The organism is Streptosporangium sp. NPDC020145 (assembly GCF_040631275.1).
In the GTDB taxonomy this organism is placed as follows: domain Bacteria; phylum Actinomycetota; class Actinomycetes; order Streptosporangiales; family Streptosporangiaceae; genus Streptosporangium.
The window spans coordinates 309,468-329,475 of the sequence record NZ_JBEXZT010000006.1 but is presented as its reverse complement, the minus strand read 5'-3'; the positions used below and the strand labels follow the sequence as shown (position 1 = coordinate 329,475).

Annotated in this window: 18 protein-coding genes; 8 read left to right on the top strand and 10 right to left on the bottom strand. The window is 69.3% G+C overall.

The features are described from left to right. Positions 1-3: 3 nt before the first annotated feature. The 4 genes from ABZ463_RS14915 to vanY-N form a co-directional block, all read right to left on the bottom strand. Positions 4-357 (bottom strand): hypothetical protein, encoded by a 354-nt coding sequence (locus ABZ463_RS14915; protein WP_362776338.1) that lies wholly within the window; start codon positions 355-357, stop codon positions 4-6. A gap of 188 nt (positions 358-545) precedes the next feature. After that, the gene (locus ABZ463_RS14910) at positions 546-1,316 is read right to left on the bottom strand and encodes an MgtC/SapB family protein (RefSeq protein WP_362776336.1); all 771 of its coding nucleotides are present in this window, start codon (positions 1,314-1,316) and stop codon (positions 546-548) included. A gap of 32 nt (positions 1,317-1,348) precedes the next feature. After that, positions 1,349-2,590 carry a serine hydrolase domain-containing protein gene (locus tag ABZ463_RS14905; RefSeq protein ID WP_362776334.1) on the bottom strand — a complete coding sequence of 414 codons (1,242 nt, stop codon included), beginning with the start codon at positions 2,588-2,590 and terminating at the stop codon, positions 1,349-1,351. Between the two features lie 56 nt (positions 2,591-2,646). Further along, on the bottom strand, positions 2,647-3,291 hold the full coding sequence (gene vanY-N, locus ABZ463_RS14900; protein ID WP_362776332.1) for a D,D-peptidase/D,D-carboxypeptidase VanY-N: 645 nt from the start codon (positions 3,289-3,291) through the stop codon (positions 2,647-2,649). Positions 3,292-3,478: 187 nt separating this feature from the next. On the opposite strand from vanY-N, the gene ABZ463_RS14895 reads away from it, so the two are divergent. Genes ABZ463_RS14895 through ABZ463_RS14885 form a run of 3 tightly spaced genes read left to right on the top strand, consistent with a single transcriptional unit; the run spans position 3,479 to position 6,200 of the window. Next, complete coding sequence (locus tag ABZ463_RS14895; protein ID WP_352012080.1) at positions 3,479-4,153, top strand: response regulator transcription factor; 675 nt, start codon at positions 3,479-3,481, stop codon at positions 4,151-4,153. Further along, complete coding sequence (locus tag ABZ463_RS14890; RefSeq protein ID WP_362776330.1) at positions 4,150-5,625, top strand: HAMP domain-containing sensor histidine kinase; 1,476 nt, start codon at positions 4,150-4,152, stop codon at positions 5,623-5,625. The genes ABZ463_RS14895 and ABZ463_RS14890 overlap by 4 nt, the downstream gene beginning before the upstream one ends. Next, a complete protein-coding gene (locus ABZ463_RS14885) occupies positions 5,622-6,200 on the top strand; it encodes a GerMN domain-containing protein (RefSeq protein WP_362776328.1) in 579 nt (192 codons plus the stop codon). The genes ABZ463_RS14890 and ABZ463_RS14885 overlap by 4 nt, the downstream gene beginning before the upstream one ends. A gap of 177 nt (positions 6,201-6,377) precedes the next feature. Here ABZ463_RS14885 and ABZ463_RS14880 read toward each other — a convergent pair whose 3' ends face one another. After that, positions 6,378-6,824 carry an ATP-binding protein gene (locus ABZ463_RS14880; protein ID WP_362776326.1) on the bottom strand — a complete coding sequence of 149 codons (447 nt, stop codon included), beginning with the start codon at positions 6,822-6,824 and terminating at the stop codon, positions 6,378-6,380. Positions 6,825-6,958: 134 nt separating this feature from the next. Between ABZ463_RS14880 and ABZ463_RS14875 the strand changes: the two genes are divergently transcribed. The 3 genes from ABZ463_RS14875 to ABZ463_RS14865 all read left to right on the top strand — a co-directional run bounded on the left by ABZ463_RS14875 (position 6,959) and on the right by ABZ463_RS14865 (position 9,939). Continuing rightward, positions 6,959-7,738, top strand: coding sequence for a helix-turn-helix transcriptional regulator (locus ABZ463_RS14875; protein WP_362776324.1), 780 nt, complete (start codon positions 6,959-6,961; stop codon positions 7,736-7,738). Next, positions 7,729-7,953 (top strand): DUF397 domain-containing protein, encoded by a 225-nt coding sequence (locus ABZ463_RS14870; protein ID WP_362776322.1) that lies wholly within the window; start codon positions 7,729-7,731, stop codon positions 7,951-7,953. Before ABZ463_RS14875 ends, ABZ463_RS14870 begins: the two co-directional genes overlap by 10 nt. A 270-nt stretch (positions 7,954-8,223) precedes the next feature. Then, positions 8,224-9,939, top strand: coding sequence for a hypothetical protein (locus tag ABZ463_RS14865; protein WP_362776320.1), 1,716 nt, complete (start codon positions 8,224-8,226; stop codon positions 9,937-9,939). A gap of 249 nt (positions 9,940-10,188) precedes the next feature. Here ABZ463_RS14865 and ABZ463_RS14860 read toward each other — a convergent pair whose 3' ends face one another. The 3 genes from ABZ463_RS14860 to ABZ463_RS14850 all read right to left on the bottom strand — a co-directional run bounded on the left by ABZ463_RS14860 (position 10,189) and on the right by ABZ463_RS14850 (position 13,095). Next, positions 10,189-10,518, bottom strand: coding sequence for a hypothetical protein (locus ABZ463_RS14860; protein ID WP_362776318.1), 330 nt, complete (start codon positions 10,516-10,518; stop codon positions 10,189-10,191). 619 nt (positions 10,519-11,137) lie between these two features. Further along, on the bottom strand, positions 11,138-11,494 hold the full coding sequence (locus tag ABZ463_RS14855) for a hypothetical protein (protein ID WP_362776316.1): 357 nt from the start codon (positions 11,492-11,494) through the stop codon (positions 11,138-11,140). A gap of 278 nt (positions 11,495-11,772) precedes the next feature. Further along, complete coding sequence (locus tag ABZ463_RS14850) at positions 11,773-13,095, bottom strand: MFS transporter (protein WP_362776314.1); 1,323 nt, start codon at positions 13,093-13,095, stop codon at positions 11,773-11,775. 557 nt (positions 13,096-13,652) lie between these two features. Here ABZ463_RS14850 and ABZ463_RS14845 point away from each other — a divergent pair. Beyond that, positions 13,653-17,615 (top strand): helix-turn-helix domain-containing protein, encoded by a 3,963-nt coding sequence (locus ABZ463_RS14845; protein ID WP_362776312.1) that lies wholly within the window; start codon positions 13,653-13,655, stop codon positions 17,613-17,615. Here ABZ463_RS14845 and ABZ463_RS14840 read toward each other — a convergent pair. Together ABZ463_RS14840 and ABZ463_RS14835 are read right to left on the bottom strand one after the other, a co-directional pair. After that, complete coding sequence (locus ABZ463_RS14840; RefSeq protein WP_362776310.1) at positions 17,612-18,190, bottom strand: hypothetical protein; 579 nt, start codon at positions 18,188-18,190, stop codon at positions 17,612-17,614. The genes ABZ463_RS14845 and ABZ463_RS14840 overlap by 4 nt on opposite strands. Positions 18,191-18,370: 180 nt before the next feature. Then, the gene (locus ABZ463_RS14835) at positions 18,371-18,805 is read right to left on the bottom strand and encodes a MarR family transcriptional regulator (RefSeq protein ID WP_362776308.1); all 435 of its coding nucleotides are present in this window, start codon (positions 18,803-18,805) and stop codon (positions 18,371-18,373) included. Between the two features lie 62 nt (positions 18,806-18,867). Between ABZ463_RS14835 and ABZ463_RS14830 the strand changes: the two genes are divergently transcribed. After that, a complete protein-coding gene (locus tag ABZ463_RS14830) occupies positions 18,868-19,992 on the top strand; it encodes an NAD(P)/FAD-dependent oxidoreductase (protein ID WP_362776306.1) in 1,125 nt (374 codons plus the stop codon). Positions 19,993-20,008: the final 16 nt, after the last annotated feature.

Sequence of the window (20,008 nt, the reverse complement as noted above, 5' to 3'; positions counted from 1 at the left end):
CGGTCAGGCGACCTCGGCGCACACGCTCACGTGCACCGTGTCGTCCCCGGCGAACTGGAACTCCTCGACCAGGCGCAGCCGCCCGTCGGTGAGCGGCTCGATCCGGCTTCCGCTTTTGCCGCTCGCGCGTTCGCCGTTCTTGAGCAGGTGCACGTAGGTCAGCTCGATCCGGTCGCCGTCCCGGACACCGACGAACCGCCCGGTGACCACGGTGTCGCCGGTGTAGTCGCCCCAGATGAGGCCGTCGGACTCCTGGTAGGTGAACGAGGTCGGCCCGTCCGGGTCGACGGCGCTCGCGGTCGAGCTGACCATGACGAACCTGCGGCCGTCGAGATTGAGAAGATTGTTGTCATCCACGGTCCGCATGGTGCCGTTCCGTCCGCCGTACGCAACCCGGGCTGGACGTTTCTCCCGGCGGAGGAGGAACAGGATGGTGATCCGTCCAGCGGGAGGGGTCTCCCACGCCCGGCGCCGAGATCCGGCGACCGGGTGCTTCGGGCGCCGGAGAGGCCGCCACGCCCTGCGCCGGGCTCCGGCGTGACGGCTCAGTCGGTGCTTGAGGCGCCCTCACGGGAGCTGACACCGACGACGTCGGGCATCTCCCCGAGGGCGGCGGTCAGCTCGGGGATCGACCCCTTGCCCTCCAGGACGAGCGTCACCGCGACGGTCCGCCGCGGGGGCCGTGGCTCACGGTCACGCCCGTGATCACGGCCGCGGTCGTGTCCCGGCTCCGCCGTCTCACCGGGCACCTCACGCTCGACGGAGACCTCGGCCACCACGAAGTCCCGCTGGGTGCACTCCACCAGCACCCGGCGCAGCGCCCCGGTCCCGTCGAGGTAGACGATGCGCAGCTGGATCGGCGCGCGCCGCGAGAGCGGCAACCTGCGGCCCAGCGCGTTGAGGCCGTAGACGGTGAGGAAGTGGCAGGCGGTCACGGCCACGGCGAGCACCGGCAGCCCGCCCCCGCAGGCCATCCCGACCGCCGCGGTGACCCACACGACCGCGGCGGTGGTCAGCCCCCGTACGGCGTCGCGCCGTACGAAGATCAGGCCGCCTCCGATGAACCCGATGCCCGAGACGATCTGCGCGGCCACCCGTGAGGGGTCGAGGGAGACGTGCGCTCCGGGCACGTCGCTGAAGCCGTACTTGCTGACCAGCATGAACAGCGCCGCGCCCAGGCCGACGAGCGTGTGGGTGCGCAGCCCGGCGCTCTTGTTACGGGCCTCGCGCTCCAGCCCGATGGCGAAGGAGAGCACCAGCGCCAGCACGAGCTCGGCGATCTGCGGCAACCCCTGACCGGGCGACAACGTGATCACCTGAGGGTTCTACCCACTTATCGGTGCCGGGGTCAGCCACCCTCGCCGTCACCGGGAGAGGCCCCGGTGACGGCCTGTATCTCCCGCTGGATGATCTCCTGGAACGGCGCTCCGTCGTGGTTGCCGAGGACGACGCCGACCCAGCCGGTGTACGGATAGATGTTCCAGCTGGCGAAGCTGCCGGGATTGACACCGGCACGACCGAACACCCACTGACCGCCGACGATCGCGACCGGCATCGAGTAGGCCCCGAAGGCGTCCTTGCCGAGAGGGACCTTGGCCCCGGTGAGGATCTCGGCGTGGGGCCGGTCCAGCAGGGTGCCGTCGCCCAGCGCGTGCGCGAACCGGACAAGATCCGGCGCGGTGGCGAAACCGCCGTCCCCGGGGGCGTCGACGAAGAGGCGGCCCGGGTTCTTGCCCAGCTGGTACGGGTCAGGGCTGCCCTTGTCCAGATTGCGGACGGCGTCCACCACACCGCCGTCGGCCTGCCGCATGTACGAGTGCGCGATGTGCCCGTCGGTGAGCCACTGCGGCCTGGTGAAGAACGCCGTGCCGGTCATGCCGCAGCGCCGGAAGACGTGCTCCTCGACGTGGTCCCAGTACGTCCTGCCGGTCACGGCCTCCACGATCAGCGCGGGGATGGCGACCTCGGCCCCGGCGTGGTCGGTGGGAGTGCCGGGGGGAGCCACCTGCTTCGCGCGCCGGGCCCACTGCTCGTAGAACTCATGCACCTCCTCCCGGCTCTGGAAGACACGCTGCAGGTCCTCCTCCGGGCTGCTCAGCCCGGAGGTGCCGGAGAGCAGGTGGTGGACGGTCACCCGCTCGGCGATCTCCTTGGGGAAACCCGTCAGGTAGGTGCCCACCGTGTCCGACAGTTTCACCTTGCCCTGCTGTACCAGCTGCAGGACGGCCACTGCGCCGAACGGCTTGCCCGCCGAGCTGAGGTTGAAGGCGACGCCCTTGTGGTTGCGGACCCCCTTCTCCCTGTCGGCCATGCCGTAGCTGCGGGACAGCACGGTCCGGCCCCGGTGCGACAGCAGTACCACGCCGGAGAACCTGCCTTCGGCGGCCAGTTTCGCCACATACCGGTCGTAGGCCCCGCCGGGTCGGGTGTCCGGCGGGACCACGCCGCGGGTGGCCGGGGGAGCGTCACGGGTGGACGGGGAAGGGGAGGGGCGACTGAGGGGGGCGCCGACCAGCGGCGCGCCGGCCGCCAGGCCGCCCCACCTGAGCAGCCGCCGCCGGTCGACACCGCGTACGGAGTCCGAATCCATGATCATGATCCTTTCTTGGATGAGCCGTGGGTTCTCTGACACGCCGGGCCTCGGGCTCAGGAAGCCGGCGCGAGCCTGCGGGGGGAGGGCACCGCGGCGGAGATCGCGACAGCCCGGTCACCCCAGACGTCGAACGGCTCGTCCGTCCGGTATCCGGGGAACACGCCGGGATGGGGCAGCCGCCGGGGCGGCACGCCTTCGCGGTCCGGGCGGTACTCGAAGTGCCACCACTCGTTGTCGTAGACGCGGTAGAGGTCGTGGCGGGCGCCGTGTTCCTCAAGCCATCGCGCGCCCTCGTGCGGGCGCACGTCCAGCGCGAGGCCCTTGACGTGGCTGGACTCCGCCGGTGGCAGCACGAGCATCCGGGCCAGGGCCGGGGAGCCGGAGCGACGCACCTCCTCGTCGAACATCCGCTGCTGGACGGCGGGGTCGCGGTACCCCGAGGTGAGGCCGATGAGCTGGCCGTGCCGCCAGAACGCCTCGGTGCGCGCCGCGGTGAACGCCGCCAGGGCGCCGTCGGTGAGCCCGGTCAGATCCTCGGCGGGGAAGCGCATCCGCAGCGCCCAGCGGCAGGCCAGTTCGAGGGCGCGGCCAGGACGGCAGGCGAGCGCCACGGGCAACAGGAGTACGGCGAGCACCAGCGTGACCACGGCGAACAGCCGGTCTCGGGGCCGAGAGGGGATGGTGCGTGGTTCATTCATGGCGATTACGATTGGCGCCAAATGTGTGTGCTTTGTCTGCCGTATGTCACCGTTTCTCGACGGCGATCGTCGGCACGACCGTGACACAACCAAGACATCGCGCGGACGGGGCGGTGACAGGGCCGGTCGACAGTGGACGGAGTCGACCGGCGGACAAGGTACGGAGCGTGCGGTGAAACCCGGCAACGTGTCACGAGTGCTGTTGATCGAGGACGATCCGGCCGTGCGGGAGAGCCTTGAGCTGGCCCTGACCCGGCACGGACACCGGGTGCGCGGGGTGGAGTCCGGCGAGCAGGGGCTGGAGTGGCTGCGCGCGGACCTTCCCGACGTCGTCGTGCTCGACCTGATGTTGCCTGGAATGGATGGGTTCGAGGTCTGCCGCCGCATCCGGGCCGCCAGGGAGATACCGATCATCATGCTGACCGCGCGCGGCGACGACATCGACGTGGTGGCCGGGCTTGAGGCGGGCGCCGACGACTACGTGGTCAAGCCGGTGCAGCCCAGGGTGCTCGAAGCGCGCATCCGCGCGGTGCTCCGGCGGGTCGGCCGCGACCAGGCCGAACTTGAGCGGTACGGGGACCTGACCATCGACCGGGCCTCCCTGGTGGTCTCCAAACGAGGCACGCAGGTCGGCCTCACCCCGACCGAGATGCGCCTGCTGCTCGAACTCTCCGGCACACCGGGCCGGGTGCACAGCCGCCAGCAGCTGCTGGAGTCGGTGTGGGAACACGGGTACTTCGGCGACTCACGACTCGTGGACGCGTGCGTGCAGCGGTTGCGCGCGAAGATCGAGGACGACTCGGCGGCGCCCGTCTACGTGCAGACGGTCCGTGGGTTCGGGTACCGGTTCGGCCCGGTGTGACACTCCGGCTGAACCTGGGACTGCGCGCCCGGCTGCTGGCCGCGTTCGCGCTGCTGTGCGTGGTCACCGCGGCCTCGGTCGCCGGAGGGATGTACGTCGTGGCCCGCAACGAGATCCTGGAGCGGACCCAGAACGCCGCGGTCGAGGCGATGAGAGACCGCCTGCAGGCGCTCTTCCCGTTGCGGGACCCGACGCCGGGCCCGGACGAACTCAGCGAGATCGTCAGCGTCGTGGCGGAAAGGAACAGCGACGCGGTCGCCGTCTACCACGGGACACGCTCGCCCGCCGGCCCCGCCCGGCCCTGCCTGCCCTTCGGCCGCCCGTGCAGGCAGGGTCTGGCCCCCGGGACGATCCCCGGCGAGCTGCGGCGGGCGGTGGCCGACGGCGTCATCGCGTGGCAACGCGTGGTGTGGGAGGACGGACCCTATCTGATCATCGGCACGCCGTTGCTGATCGTCGAGGAAGATCGGTCGACCCGGGCGTCCGGCATCGAGGTCTACGTCGCGCGCAGCCTGGCCTCCGAACAGCGCGCCATCGACAACCTCGCCGTGCTCGCCTGGCTCATGGGCGGGGTGGCCTTGGCGTTCGCGGTCGTTCTGACGGCGCTGGCCACCCGTGGTGTGCTGCGCCCGGTGCGCGAACTCGGCCGGGCGGCGCGGCTGCTGGGCGAGGGCGAGCTGCGGACCAGGATCGCGGTGCGCGGCTCCGACGAACTGGCCGAGGTGGCACGCACGTTCAACGACACCGCCGCCGAGCTGGAACGACACGTCGAACAGCTCCGTGAGATGGAGGCCGACGCCCGCCGGTTCGTGGCCGACGTCTCCCACGAACTGCGCACCCCGCTGGCCGCGCTCACCGCGGTCGCCGAGGTCCTGGACGAGGAGGCGGCCGAACTGCCCGAACACGCGGGCAGAGCCGCCAGGCTGGTCAGCCAGGAGACGCTCAACCTCACCGCCCTGGTGAACGACCTCATCGAGATCAGCAGGTTCGACTCCGGCGTCGCGGCCCTCGCGCTGAACGAGGTCGACGTGGCCGAGCTGGTACGCGCGACCCTGCGCACCCGGGGCTGGTCGGAACAGGTGAGCACCGAGTTCCCACCCGGGGTGACGGCGCGGCTGGACCCGCGCAGGGCGGACGTCATCCTCGCGAACCTGGTCGGCAACGCCCTGCGGCACGGCGAACCCCCGGTGTCGGTACGGCTGCGCGCCGACCCGCACTGGATCACCGTCGAGGTCCGCGACCACGGGCCGGGGCTGGACGAGGCGGTGCTGCCGCACGTGTTCGACCGGTTCTACAAGGCCAGCGCCGCCAGGGCCAGATCCGAGGGCAGCGGCCTGGGCCTGGCCATCGCGAGGGAGAACGCGCGCCTGCACCAGGGCGACATCACCGTCACCAACGCTCCCGACGGCGGCGCCGTGTTCACCCTGCGCCTGCCACGTGGAGAACACAACCCGGAAGGAGGTCCCGAATGAGGGCTGCCACACCGGGCGCACGTCCGGGCCGAGGGTCCCGAACGGGGACCGTCACGCCGGGCACCCGCTCGGGACAGGGGTTCCGAGCGAGGGCCGGGATCGCCCGCCGCGCGCTCGCCGCGGGTCTCGTGTCGCTCGTCGCCGTGGCCGGTTGCGGTGTGCGCCCCAGCGACGGCGCCATCGACGCGGGCGAGTCGCCGCGCGGAGTCGTCGCGCCCGGCTGGAAGATCACCCTCTACCTGGTGAGGGACGGCAGGCTCAGCGCGGTGACACGGCCCAGCGACCGGCCGGTGTTCCGGAAGGACACGCTCGCGCTGCTGGCGGCCGGACCCACCGTGATGGAACGGTCGGACGGGCTCACCACCGACGTCCCACCCGGGGCCGCCCCGTTCTCGGTCACCACCAAGCGGGCGGGCCACCTGGTGGTGACCCTGTCCACCCCGGCCGGTGAGCTTTCCCGACTGGCCATCGAACAGATCGTGTGCACGACCGCCGCCACACTGCGGGAAAGCCCCGCCCAGATCACGGTCACCGGCGCCAGGAAGAGCATCGACCCCCACGACTGCCCGGCGTGACGCCTGCCTGCTCTGGTGTCCGAGGCCGCACCGGGGATTTTCTTCCCCAAAGTGGCTGCCCCTGAGTTTCGCCATACCGTGGAAAATGATGAATCGCTTTTCATGAGACTGTTGAGGATATCGCTGTGGTGTCCTGAGATGTCGACGGGCCTATTGTGGAAGCTGTCCTTCCTGGCTTCAGGGCCACGCCACGAGTTCGAACCAGACGGATTTGCCGTGGGGGTTGGGGAGCCAGCCCCAGGCGTGGGAGAGCTCCTTGACGACGGTGAGTCCCCTGCCGGAGGCCTCCATGGAGGCCGCGCTCCTGATCTGGGGGACCGCGCTTGAGAAGTCGCAGGCTTCCACCACCATCAGCCTGCCCTCTCTCATGACCGAGACCTGGACGGGACGCGCGGCGGCGTGGACGACGGCATTGGTGACGATCTCCGAGGTGAGGAGTTCGGCGATTTCCGGGATGCCTTCGGCCGCTTTCCAGTCGACGGCGATCTCTCGGACGAACCGGCGGGCGGACGCCACATATCTCGCCTCATGAGGAATCCACCTCTCGCCCAGCACGGAGAGGGCCAGATCCATTGAGTGGAGACGTTCGCTCGGTGCCACGCTCGTTTCGAGAATCTCTTCCATGGGGTTTCTCTTCCGCTCTCGGTTTTGTATGTTCAGGATGCCGAGCGGTGACTACGCTTGGTGATAGAATGATTACCAAGGTCGGGCTCTGGGATTCAAGGCGCCGTCATTGAATTCCGGCAAGGGGGGGCATCGTGGTCAACCTCTACACGCCTCAGGCGATATGGGGCAGGGAATTGCGTCACTACCGGAAGGCCGCGAGTCTCACCCAGGGGCAGCTCGCCGAGCGGATCCACTTCAGCGAGTCCCTGATCAGCGGGGTCGGGACAGGCCAGCTCCCGGCCAGCCCGGACTTCGCCGAGACATGCGACAGGGTCCTCGACACGGGCGGAGCCCTCCACCGCCTCCTCGACTGGCGGAAGGGCCAGGTCTTCCCCTCCTGGTTCGGAAAGTGGCGCGACAAGGAGCAGAACGCTGTAACTCTGCGGATATACGAGCCGATGGTCGTGCCGGGACTGCTGCAGACCGAGGCCTACGCGCGTGCTCTGTTGGATGACGCCATCGCGGCTGCGGCCCGACTTGAGCGGCAGGCCATCCTGACCCGCGAGGACCCTCCGCCGCCCACCCTCCGATGCGTGATCGACGAACTGGTTCTGCACCGTCTGGTGGGCAGCCCGGAAATCGTCTACGAACAGCTGAAGCATCTGGTGGAAATCGCCGGTCCTCAGATCAGCGTTCAGGTCGTTCCGCATGGCTGCGTGCGCACGGGCATTCTGGCGGGGTTCGCGATCGCCACCCTGCAGGGCGGTGTCGAGATAGCGTATTTGGAGACGGCCATTCACGGGTTGACGACCGGCGACCGGGACGAGGTGGCGGCGGCCGTCAAGCAGTTCGAGGCCATTCGGATAGAGGCGTTGCCTCTGAGCATGTCGTTGGATCTCATCAAGAGAACGGCAGAGGAAAAATGGACGTGAGCAAGGTGCGGTGGCGTAGGTCAAGCCTCAGCGGCAACAACGGCGGGAACTGTGTTGAGGTCGCTGAGTTGAAGGGCGCCGGGCACGCCGATCTGGTCGCTGTGCGTGACTCGAAGGACCCTGAGGGCCCGAAGTTGTTCTTCACTCCTGCTGAGTGGGACGTCTTCCTCAACGGTGTGAAGGCCGGGGAGTTCGGCTCGTCCCTCGGCGACTGAGAAACCCGAGGTCACTCTTCCGTCCCGGCTCCATGGAGAACCGCAGGAGCTGGGCGGAAGAAACGGTTCCGGTCTCCATCTGGACCAGCACCCCGGGCGGAGCCGCACCGTCATCGACGTCTCGTCGAAAGCCACGAAGCCTGGCCAGCGGGGTGAAACCGTACGCTCCGTTACGTCCGCCTGTACGGCGGTGCCGGACTAAGATCACTTTCCGTGCTTTCGGATGGTTTCTGGCGTATCACCAGGATTGGGTTAGTAAGCCTGTCCCTTGTGGCGGCGGTCGTGGGCCTGGTGCTCGGCGACGCCTGGCTCTGGGCGGCCGTCGAATGGACATCGCCGGTCTACGCGAGGTTCTACGTGGACGGCGAGTTCGACGCCGCGACAGTCGTGGCGCTGCTCGTGGCCGCCCTGGTGAAGGCCGCGCTCCTGTGGCTGATCCTGCGTACCCCCGCGCCGGGGCCACTGGACCGCCGGACGAGGGTGTTGCGCCGGCTGCTGTACCTGGCGGTGGCGTACTCCCTCGTGCTGTGGATTCCGATCGGGATGCTCCCCGACGCGGTCGATGTGGCATTCCAGCTCGTACTGTGGACCGCGATCGACGTTCTTTACCTGCTCGTCATCCGCTGGCGATCCCGCATGCTGCGCGTGGTGGCCGGAGCGATCTTCGCGGTCGAGCTGGTTGGAATCGCCGACGAACTCCTCGACGAACTCGACCTCCCGGAGATCGGGTCGGGCAACGTTTTCGGATTCGGCATGATGCTGGGCGGAGTGGCGGCGACCGTCATCACGATCGTCGGACAGCGGCGCGACGGCCGGTGGAGCCGTGGTACGCAGATCGCGGGGTGGTTGTCGGTCGGTGACTACGCGCTGATGATCGCGATCAGCGTTCTCTTCCGATGGGACTTCTACGCCAATCCGGTGGCACCGGTTGTAACGGACGTGCTGGAGCTCGTCAGCACCGTGTGGATCGCGGCGACCGCTCGTGAACTGTCCGTTGGGGGCCGGCCGGTGGGCCTTCCGCCCACGCGGCAGCGAGCGGTCCGCATCGTGGTGGCGGCCATGGTCGTACTGCCGATCATCCTGCTGATCCACCCGGAGCAGACCCCGCATCTCACCTACACCGGCGGGTCGATGGACTGTTATGACCGGCCCAGCTTCGGAGACCTGAAGCCCACCGAACGCGACGACGTGTTCCTGTGCCGGGCACGGATCACAGCGGACGGAATGCCATCCCTGTTCCCGGACAGCCTGTCGGACCAGGGAATCCTCGGGTACGGGCGGGCCCTGTGCCGTACGAAGGATCGCGATGAGCAGAAGGCGATCCTGACGCGGGCCGGGAGCGAGCGGCCCGCCTGGGGCGTGGACCCGTGGGACCTCGTCTACATCTGCCCGGAGATCATCGGCGCGACCAATCCCGAGCTGCTGCAGTCGACCAAGGAGACGGAGGACGCGGGTGCCGCCTACGTCGCCGAGGAGAACGCGAAGTGCCGCGACCCGTGGCCCCGGACGAAGGGCGTCGTCCAGGCCACGGCCAAATACTTCCTGTTCGCCGACGGCGACCACGGCTACCTGGTCCACGACCCGAAGGTCGAAGAGGTCGAGAAGGCGGCGGAACAGGCGACGGACAGGCTTTACGACGACAACACCCTCGTCGGGGCGTTCGACAGCGCGGTGCTTGTAGGACACCTCGAAGACGTCATCGATCTGTGCCTCACAGTGAAGGCCTTCCGTACCGCACCACCACAGCGGATAGCCGGGTGGGACCAGGTCACCGAGGTACCGGTCGTCAGTCGCAGCGGCTGGCTCAAGGTGCCGGAGGCGGACGGGGGAGACGTGGGCGCGGGCGCCCCGATGCCGAACCTGGCGATCGCGGGAAAGGGCCACTACCGGCTCCGGGCCTACATACGGATGGGCAAAACGGGAGAGGAACATCTGGTCACCGTGTTCCCGGGCACGTCAAGAAAGAAGCTCAAGCTGAAACCGTGAACGGTGATGGAGCACGCTCCCCTTTTGACCTGCGTGTCGAATACGGCCACGGCCATCCCGAAATCCAGGGAACCCGCCGACCTGGAACGTTAAGCCGGTTCACGTCGTCGCGGTGAGATCGTCGGCTGTCACTTCCGCACGAGATCGGCCCTTGCGGGCCCGGCCCCGGGATCTCTGTAGCCAAACGACTGGAAACTCCACCGAACAGTACGCCGGTGGAGCCTCCAGAGCTGATGGAACGGCCCGGCGCTACCCCAAATTGCCGAGGGTTTCCTGTGGGCCATCCGCCACGATCGCGCGGAAAGCCTCGACCATGGCCGGCACTCCACCCTTGGGAACGATCACGAGATCAGAGCACCGGAAGAAGACTCCACCGCCGTACTCACCGGTTTCCCTCCAACGGTTCATCACCGTTTCGACCGCACCGAGAGTCATGAAACTCGCACTCCACCGGGTGCCGTCAGGGAGTCGCAACTCGGCATCAACGTCCTCTACGGTCTCCACCAAATCGTCGGCACCGAGCAGGAAAAGCGCAGTGAACTCAGGTTCCCTGACGACGTGGTAGATGTCATATTCCACGGGTTCGACGTGACTACCGTCCATAAATCTGCCTCAGCCTCGCGATCGCCTTGGACTGGTTCTTCTTGTCTGATGTGTCGACAACCATGATCGGCCCCGCATCTTTCGCCGGTCCTCGATTGGCCTGATCTTGGTGTCGGTCTGTCACCCCGACCCGGAGCACCTCGCCGTTTGACACCGGTACGGCGACCTCATGAGAGGCGGCGGTGACAAGTCCGCCTCGGCGATGATCCCATTGCCGATGACGGTCGCCGCCACGCACCTCGTCGTCTCGCGGAAGTCGTCTCGGGGACTCGCGAAAACCCCCGGGGGAGTAAAATCCTCCATTGCTCGACGGATCGGCTGGAGAGCGCCGGAAAGACCTCCATGAGCACTCCGTCGATTTTATGCTGACCTCGGCGGCTGTCGCGTCCCCACCCCCTGCATCGGGCATTCTCGGCTGCGCCCCCACGTGAAAGACATAAGCAGCGGCACCGCGTTGGGAGACGACCACATAAACGACTCGCTCAGTGCTCCGTCCCCGGGTCGGGGACGGAGCACCGAGCAGTCTATGCCCGGCGGTGAATGACCCGCTGGGTTCTCGTTGGCCTTGTCCTCGGACGGCGCTGCTTCCCAGTCTTTACTGGAAAATCCTCCAGGACTCCCGCTCTATGATTTCCCTGTCCTCTTCAAAGGCTGCCATCTCAGCAGGGGAATCGTCGAAGTAAGCCTCCCAGAAACCCTCCTTGAGCCACCGGGAAGGGCCGATCGTGAGCCCTCCCCGGTCCTCGATCTGACTCACCCATATGGAAGGGACGCTGTCTGAACTCGTGGTGAACATTTCCGCTTCAAACAGACCTGGGGATCCGCCGTCGTCATCTACGATACGCAGCCTGCAGTAGCCGTTGGGGGTGACGCTGATGGAGAGGACGACATATTCTGCCCCGATGGTAAGGTAAGGGCTGTATTCTAGAGGCTCTCCGGTCGTTGAACTCATCAGTCTTTGGCATCTGACTATCATCTGACTTGCCTTCCTTGCATTAGCTCCAGGCGACTCGGGTCGATTACGATTTCTTCACCTTGTGGTCGTGATCGTAGTTCACCTACCTTTCTTCGGGTTGTAACAGAATTAGACCTCTGTGTGACCGGAGTGGGCGTCGAGTCTGATCGAATTTTCTTTTATTCGACGTTCGGGCGACTTCCAGGGCGAATCGGTCTGTTTATTTTAGGATTTTTCCGAACTTGACAGGTTCCGTGTTCATTGATTTGGAACCGCTAACCATCGAGAGGACCGCGGTTCCGGAAGCATCGTCGGTGACTTTTTCTCCGTCGCACCGGGCGAGGCAGGCCGAGGGTGACCAGGACGGCGGCGAAGGCCAGCAGGAGCGCGGCGGCGAGGACCGCGGGGCGCAGGCCGAGAGTGGAGCCGAGAACGCCGCCGAGCAGGCCGCCGAACGGCATGCCGCCCCAGGCGAGGACTCGGTACGCCGCCGTCACCCGGCCGACGAGCGCGTCGGGAATGCGGGCCTGCCGTTCCGACACCGTCACCACGTTCCAGACGACCACCATGAGCCCGTTGAGCGCCAGCAGCACGGCGCCGATGATCGCCGAACCGGTGGCCGCCAGTCCGGCGAAGGCGATGCCGGAGCCTGCGGCGGACCCGGTCAGCAGCAACCGGGTCGGAAGCCTTCGAGCCAGTGGCGCGGCCAGTAGGCTGCCGATCACACTGCCGACCGCGCTGCTCGTCAGGAGCAGTCCGTATCCCGTGCCGTCCAGGCTCAGGCGCTCCTCGGCGAGGAGAACCATCACGCCCCAGGCCGCTGCGCTGCCCACCCCCAGCAGAACCGTGGCGGCGGCCAGGACCCGGACCACCCGGTCACCGCGCAACCAGCGCAGACCTTCGGCCACGCTTCCGAGCAAGGACCGCACCGATGTCCGGTCCGCTGTGGAGGGTGCGGTGTCCGCAGAACGGAATGTTCCGGAGATGCCGGCCAGCAGCGCGACGCCGAGCGCGAAGCTGACCGCGTCGACCGTGAGGGGTAGCGCCGGTGCGGTGGCGAAGAGCGCGGCGCCCGCCGCCGGGCCGGCGAACTGAACGAGCACCGTCGCACTGCCCTGCAGAAGACCGTTGGCGCGGACGAGCGACTCCCGGCCCGCGACCCGAGGGATGACGGCCTGCGCGGCGCTGTCGAAGAAGGTCTGCGCCGTTCCGAGCAGGAACAGAACCGCCAGCATCACCCAGATGTCGCCCACGTCGAAGGCCACCAGCGCGGCCAGGCCACCGACGAGGACGGTCCGTACGATGTCGGCGCGCAGCATCGTCACCCGCCGGTCCCAGCGGTCCACAAGCCCTCCGGCCAACAGTCCGAACACCAGCCATGGCGCCTGCGCCGCCGCCGAGATCCCGGAGACCGTGAGCGGGTCACGGGTGTAGTGGACCGCGAGGAGAGGGAAGGCGCTGAGCATCAGCCCGTCGCCGAGTCCGGAGACCGAGGATGCGGCCCAGAACCGCCAGAAGTCCCAGGGAAGTTCGAGTGGCCCGCCGCGCTGTCTGACCCGTACGCCGTGCTGCGTGGCCGGGGCCGGCCTTCGACCCATGGGCGTTCACCAACCTCCCGTGCGGGAACCGGAGTCGGGAACCAAGTTATCTATTGATGGCGTACATTCAACCTATTTAGCTTCCGTGTGGACTCAATCCATCCACTGGCGGCGTACATTCAATCTGTTTACCCTCGCTGGGTCATTCCGTCTAGAGAACCCTGCCGGTCAGGAGGTGGTGCAACTGTCGGCCGCTTAACCCCGACGAACCTGGAAGGGAGGCGAAACCGGACGCCATCCACGGAGTGCTCCGCCCGCACTGGTGAACGGAGGTCCGACGAGATCGTTTATCTTCTTTCGAAGTGCGGCATTGTAGAACTTCAATTCTTCTCCTTGTCGGCCGAGTAGAGACTCGTTGGCCCTATTCTGGCGAGCCGACCTGAGGGAGGGGCGATCATGGTTGTCTTCCGCCCCTACGGGAATTCGGTCGCCGCCCCGCCGTACATGAGTTAAGGGGGCGCCTAAAAGATCTCTGGGGATGTCCGTACAAGTCGGGACAGTGGGGTGATGGCTCTATACACTCCGGGTACGGCTGGCCTCGGGGCGAGGAGGGCGCTTTGCGGGAGAAGTCCCCGAAAGAGGATGAATCCGGGGTAAAGGGGATCGCGGAGCGGCGGGATTTCGCCCGGGAACTGTCTCTCCTGCGGGAGAGGGCGGGGTACACGGTCAGGGAGGTGGCCCGCGCGACCGGGATTCCGGACAGTACCGTCGGCGGGTATTTCTCCGGGGCGCACCTGCCCTCAAGGAAAACACTCGTCGACGTTCTCGGCGCCTGCGGCGTCCGTGACCCGGACACGCTCGATGAATGGGTTCAGGCGCTGCTGCGGATACGCCGGAGCCCGGGGCGACGACCCTCAAGTGCTCCGGTGCCCTACCGGGGGCTGGCGAGCTTCCAGCCCGAGGACGCCGACTGGTTCCACGGCAGGGACGGGCTCGTCCGGCTGCTGCGGAAACGCGTGGCCATGCTCGCCGGGGACGGCGGTGGCGTACTCGCGGTGGTCGGGGCCTCGGGGTCGGGCAAGTCGTCACTCCTGAGAGCGGGACTGATCCCGGCACTGACCCGCGACGGGTACGGGCAGGTCACGGCGCTGCCCAACGACGGGCATGGAGTGGACGCGCTGCGGCCCGGTGACGCGGACGGGCCGGTCACGGCGTCGGTCCGCGAGGGGTACGGGCAGGTCGCGTCGCCGGCCCGCGACGGGAGCGGGCGGGCCACTCCGGTGACCCGTGACGGGTACGGGCACGTCACGTTGCTGACTCCCGGGGAACGGCCGATGGAGCGATTACCCGGGGAATGGGGGGAGGCCGGCGGCCACGTCCTGGTGGTGGACCAGTTCGAGGAGGTCTTCACCGAGTGCCGGGACGAGGAGGAGTGCCGGAGGTTCGTCGCCGCGCTCACCGGCGGCGCCAGGCCGGACGCCCGGCCGCCAGGGGGAGGCGTGGTGGTGTTCGCGCTACGCGCGGACTTCTACCCCCAGGCACTACGGCACCCGGCACTGGCCCGCGTCCTGCAGGACTCCCAGGTCCTGGTCGGGCCGATGAACCGCGACGAGGTGCGTGAGGCGATCGTCAAGCCCGCGCGGCAGGCCAAAGGCGACGTCGAGGACGGCCTGGTCGAGCTGGTCCTGCGCGACCTGTCGCCCGCTGACCCGGGAGCGACGGGCGCCACGGCGCACGACGCGGGGGCGCTCCCGCTGCTGTCGCACGTGCTGCTCACCGCCTGGCGTGACGGCGGACGGCGGAGGCTGACCGTCGCCGGATACCAGGCGAGTGGAGGCATTCACGGGGCCGTCGCGCAGTCGGCGGAGGAGGCCTACGAGGCGCTCGACGAGACCGGCCGCGCGCTGGCCGGACGGCTGTTCCTGCGGCTGGTACGCGTCCCGGGGGAGACGTCAGGGAACGTTCCGGGCACCCGCCGCCCGCTGCCCTGGCGTGACCTGCGGGAACACGAGCACGCCGAGCAGCTGGAGCGGATCGTGGGCGCGTTCGTCGCCCTCAGGCTGCTCACCGCGGGCGCGGAGACCGTCGAGATCACCCATGAGGCGCTGCTGTGGTGCTGGCCCAGGCTACGCGGCTGGATCGACGCCGACCGGGCCTGGCTGCTGACCGCGCAACAGCTGGAGGAGGCCGCCGACCTGTGGGAACGGGAGAACCGGGACCCGGCCGCCCTCTACCGGGGGACGCGTCTTTCCGCGGCCAGGTCTTGGCTGGAGAGTGCCTCCCACCACCCGGTCAGTCCGCGCGTGCGCGACTTCGTCTCCGCGAGCGGGCGGCGCGAGCGCGGACGCGTCCGCAGGCTCTACCGGCTCATCGCGTTGCTGAGCGTGCTCGTCCTGGTCACCGCGGGCACCTCCGTCGCGGCGGTGCGCGCCTCCGACACCGTCGGGCGCCAGCGTGACGAGGCGCTGTCGGGCAAGGTCGCCAACGAGGCCGACGCGCTGCGCGCCGCGAATCCGGCCCTGGCCGCCCAGCTCGCCCTGGCCGCCTACCGTCTCGCGCCGACCAGGGAGGCACGCGGCAGCCTGCTCAGTTCCTTCGCCAACCCTTACGCGGCCCTCGTGCCCGGCCACACCAACGCCGTCTACGCCGTACGGCTGAGCCCCGGCGGGCACACCCTGGCCAGCGCGAGCATGGACGGCACCGTCCGCCTGTGGGACCTGACCGATCCGCACCGGCCCACCCCGCTTGCCGTACTCACCGGGCACACCAAGGGCGTCACCAGCGCCGTCTTCAGCGCCGACGGCCACCTGTTGACCACCGGGAGCGACGACGGCACCGCCCGCCTGTGGGACGTGGCCGACCCGCGCCGTCCCCGTGCCCTCGCCACTCTGACCGGCCACACCGGCGTCGTCAGGGCCCTGGCCCTCAGTCCCGACGGTCGCACCCTGGCCACCGCGAGCTATGACCGTACGGCACGGCTGTGGGACGTCGCCGACCCGGCGCACCCCGCCTCGCTGGCCGTGCTGCGCGGTCCCCGCGATGGGCTGTCCTCGACGGCCTTCAGCCCGGACGGCCGTTTCCTCGTGGTCGCGGGAGCCGAGCCGGTCGTGCGCCTGTGGCGGGTCACGGATCCGCACCACCCCGTACGGTTGCCCGACCTGCGCGGCAACGGAGCCCGCGTGCTGTGCGTCGCCTTCTCTCCGGACGGGCGCCTGCTGATGACCGGGGGATTCGACAACACCGCCTACCTGTGGGACGCCACCGGCCTTGAGCACCCCAGGCGCCTTGCCGCCCTTGAGGGGCACACCGGCGGGATCGTCGGCGCTGTGTTCAGCGCGGACGGCCGCACCCTGGTCACCAGCGGCTACGACCGCACGATCCGGATGTGGGAGGTGGGCGATCCGCGCCGCGCCGGTGCCCCCGTCGTGCTGGAGGGCCACTCGGGCACCGTCTACTCGGTCGACCTCGCCGCGGACGGGGCGGTCCTGGTCAGCGGCGGCTTCGACGAGACGATCCGGGTGTGGGACCTGCGCAGGCCGGTCCTCGGCGGCCACGAGGGCGAGGTCAGCGCGGTGGCCTTCAGCCCGGACGGCCGCACCCTGGCCACCGGGACCTACCGGTCGGTCCGGCTGTGGGACGTCTCGGATCCGTACGGGGTCCGGCCGCTGGTCACCCTGACCGGCCACACCGACAACGTCGGGGCGCTCTCCTTCAGCCCGGACGGGCGTACCCTGGCCACCGGCGGCCTGGACGGCACGGTCCGGCTGTGGGACGTCGCCGTTCCGGCCACCTTCCGTGCCGCCTCGGCCGTTCCCCGCGCGACCCCGGTAGCCCCCCGGGCCGTCCTGACCCCAGGGCTGGGCAACGTCTTCACCGTCGCCTTCGATCCCGGCGGTGGGAGGCTGGCCGCGGCGGGGGAGAACGGCGCGGTCGTTCTCTGGGACACCGCCGACCTCGGCCGCGCGCCGGTCACGCTGACCGGTCACACCTCCGGCGTCTACGCGCTGGCCTTCGATCCGGCGGGCCGCCTCCTGGCGACCGGGGGCGCCGACCACACCGTGCGGCTGTGGGACCTCACCGGCACACGCCCCCCGGTCACGCTGACCGGCCACACCAACACCGTCAACGCGGTGGCCTTCAGTCCCGACGGGCGTACCCTGGCCACCGCCGGAGCCGACCGCGCCGTGCGCCTGTGGAACACGGGCACGCAGGCCGGGGGTCCGGCGACGGTCCTCGGCGGCCATGGCGACGCGGTGAACGCGGTGGACTTCAGCCCGGACGGGCGAACCCTGGCCACCGCAGGGGCCGATCGCGCCGTCCTGCTGTGGGACCTGACCACCCCCGGCGGCCCGGTGCCGGTCGCCACCCTGACCGGCCATCTCGGCGCGGTCTACGCCCTGGCCTTCGACCGGCGCACCGGCCTGCTGGCCACGGGCGGGCAGGACGCCACGGCCCGGCTGTGGACCGTCGACCCCGCGCCGGCCGCCCGGCGGCTGTGCGCGCTGTCACCCCCGCCGATCACCCGGACCGAGTGGGAACAACACCTGCCGGGCATCCCGCCGCGAGGGCCGTGCCCCTAACCAGGTGGCCGGGAGCCGTAGATCTCCGGGAACCCGCGCACGATCGCCGTCACCGTCTGGCCGGGTGTCATCGCCGTGCTGTCGACGGCGAGATAGCGGTAGCCGTCCTGGTCGGCGGCGATCGTCGTGTCGGCGGTGTCGGCTCGGTCCACCCTGTCGCGCCACTCCTGGGTGGTCCGTTTGGCGCGGGTGAGGCGTCGGCGCAGGCGTTCGTCCGGCTGCACGAGCAACTGGACCATGAACACCTCGTCCACCTCGGGGACGAGTTCGCGGAAGCGCAGGAAGTCGTCGCGCGTGGTGAGGAAACTTCCCGTGATGACGTTCTCGAAGCCGGCGGCCCAGTAGTTGCGGACGAGGGCGGCGACGTTGGCCCGGAGCAGCCGCCAGAACGCGTCGTCGAAGAGGCACGGATTGACCTGGCCCAGGTCTTCGGCGTCGACCCTCGCGCCGCTCGGCGTGTGGGGCAACAGCGCACGGATGATCGTGGTCTTGCCCGCGCCCTCCTGTCCCGAGACAAGGATCAGGCGGCGGACGATAGGGCGGTCTGGACGTGGGGTTCGACCGGGGCGGGTCACGGTCATCCACCCTGCCACAGACCGTGAGACCTGCGCCGACCCGGGAAGCCCGGATCCGCGGGTGTTCCACCGAGGACGCACGGGTGCCGTCCCGGCAGGCCGGTGAAGCGGTGGCCTCCGGTGCCGACCGTACCGGGCGGACTCCGGGGTGCGGGGTGACGGCCGGACGTCCCTGCGGGCCTACGGCGATCGCAGGTTGCCGAGCATGCGTTCCAGCAGTCCGGTGAGCGCCCGGAGTTCCTCGTCCGACACCCCGTCGAGCATCCGCCGGTTGACCTGGCCGAAGACGGGCGCGATCCGGGGCGCGAGCGCCCGGCCCGCCTCGGTCGCCTCGATCACCACGGCGCGCCGGTCGCTGGGATGCCTGCTCCGGCTGATCAGGCCCTTGGCCTCCATCCTGTCCAGGAGCCTGGTCGTCCCCGCGGTGTCGGTGCCGAGCACGACGGCCAGCTGGGCCGGACCGGTCTGCCCCCGCAGCACGTTGAGCAGGAGCGCCGCCTGCTGCGAGGTGATGTCGAAGGGCGCCAGCCGCGCCTCCACGGTGTTGCGCAGCTCCCGGCCGACCTGCTGGACGAGTCCTCCGGCGGCGAGCACGGCGATCAGGGAAGGATCCATGGCGGCAAGAATAGCTGCTCAAGCAGTTGCTGTCGCGGCAGTTAAATCGTAGGGTCGCCACCGTGAGAACCCATGTACTGATCATCGGTGCCGGCGTCGGCGGGCTCTGCCTGGCGCACGGCTTACGGCGGGCGGGCATCGAGGTCAGCGTCTTCGACCGCGACGCCTCGGCCGACTTCCGCGGCCAGGGCTGGCGGCTGACCGTCAAGGAGACCGGCAGCCGGGCACTGCGCGCCTGCCTGCCCCCTCATCTCTTCGACCGCTGCGTCGAGACGTCACTCGAACCCGCCACCCGGCTGGTGGTCGCCGACCACCGCCTCAACCCCAGGTTCGCCAACCCGGTCCCGCCGTACCCCCGGGACCAGGTGTTCGGCGTCAACCGCCTCACGCTCAGGGAGATCCTGCTCAACGATCTCGACGTGCGCTTCGGCAAGACCTTCACCGGTTACCGCACCACCGAGGACGGCGGGATCCGGGCCGTCTTCGCCGACGGGAGCCAGGCGGACGGGGACCTGCTCGTCGGCGCCGACGGTGTCGCCTCCGCCGTACGCGGACAGCTCGTCCCCGACGCGGAGATCGAGGATTTGGGCCGCATGATCTACGGCAGGACGCCGCTCACCGAACGCACCCTCGACTGGCTGCCCGGCGTCTTCACCGACGGCTTCAACATCACCTCCGACCCGGCGGGCACCTCGTTCGGCGCCGTCGCCTGCCGCGCCCGCGGCGGTCACCCCGGCCTCACCCCGGTGCCCGACTACCTCGCCTGGTCCCTGCGCGGCTGGCCGGGGGCGAGCACGATCGCCGCCGACGAGTTCAGGCGATGGGACGGCGAACGGCTGCGCGGCCTGGCCCTGGACACCCTGCGGCGGGCCGGCTGGCACCCCGGAGCCGTCCAGGTCGTCGCCGAGGCGGAGGCCGAGGCGACCTTCCCCGTCAACCTCCACTCGGCCCGGCCCGTACGGCCATGGCACGAACCGGGGGTGACGCTGCTGGGCGACGCGGTCCACGCCATGTCACCCGGGCAGGGCGAGGGCGCCAACACGGCGCTGCGCGACGCCGCCCTCCTCACCGAACTGCTCGCCACGCTTCCCCCGCCCGAGGCCAAGGCGCGCTACGAGAAGGAGATGCTGGAGTACGGCTTCGCCGCCGTCGCGGCCTCCCGCACCAGACCGCTCTTCACCCGGTGACCGGTCTTCGAGGAGT

Bases quoted from the DNA above. Each gene is read 5' to 3' on its own strand.
- ABZ463_RS14855 (WP_362776316.1), bottom strand. From the start codon at position 11,494: ATGAGTTCAACGACCGGAGAGCCTCTAGAATACAGCCCTTACCTTACC.
- ABZ463_RS14880 (WP_362776326.1), bottom strand. From the start codon at position 6,824: ATGGAAGAGATTCTCGAAACGAGCGTGGCACCGAGCGAACGTCTCCAC.
- ABZ463_RS14905 (WP_362776334.1), bottom strand. From the start codon at position 2,590: ATGGATTCGGACTCCGTACGCGGTGTCGACCGGCGGCGGCTGCTCAGG.
- ABZ463_RS14835 (WP_362776308.1), bottom strand. From the start codon at position 18,805: ATGGATCCTTCCCTGATCGCCGTGCTCGCCGCCGGAGGACTCGTCCAG.
- vanY-N (WP_362776332.1), bottom strand. From the start codon at position 3,291: ATGAATGAACCACGCACCATCCCCTCTCGGCCCCGAGACCGGCTGTTC.
- ABZ463_RS14870 (WP_362776322.1), top strand. From the start codon at position 7,729: ATGGACGTGAGCAAGGTGCGGTGGCGTAGGTCAAGCCTCAGCGGCAAC.
- ABZ463_RS14885 (WP_362776328.1), top strand. From the start codon at position 5,622: ATGAGGGCTGCCACACCGGGCGCACGTCCGGGCCGAGGGTCCCGAACG.
- ABZ463_RS14850 (WP_362776314.1), bottom strand. From the start codon at position 13,095: ATGGGTCGAAGGCCGGCCCCGGCCACGCAGCACGGCGTACGGGTCAGA.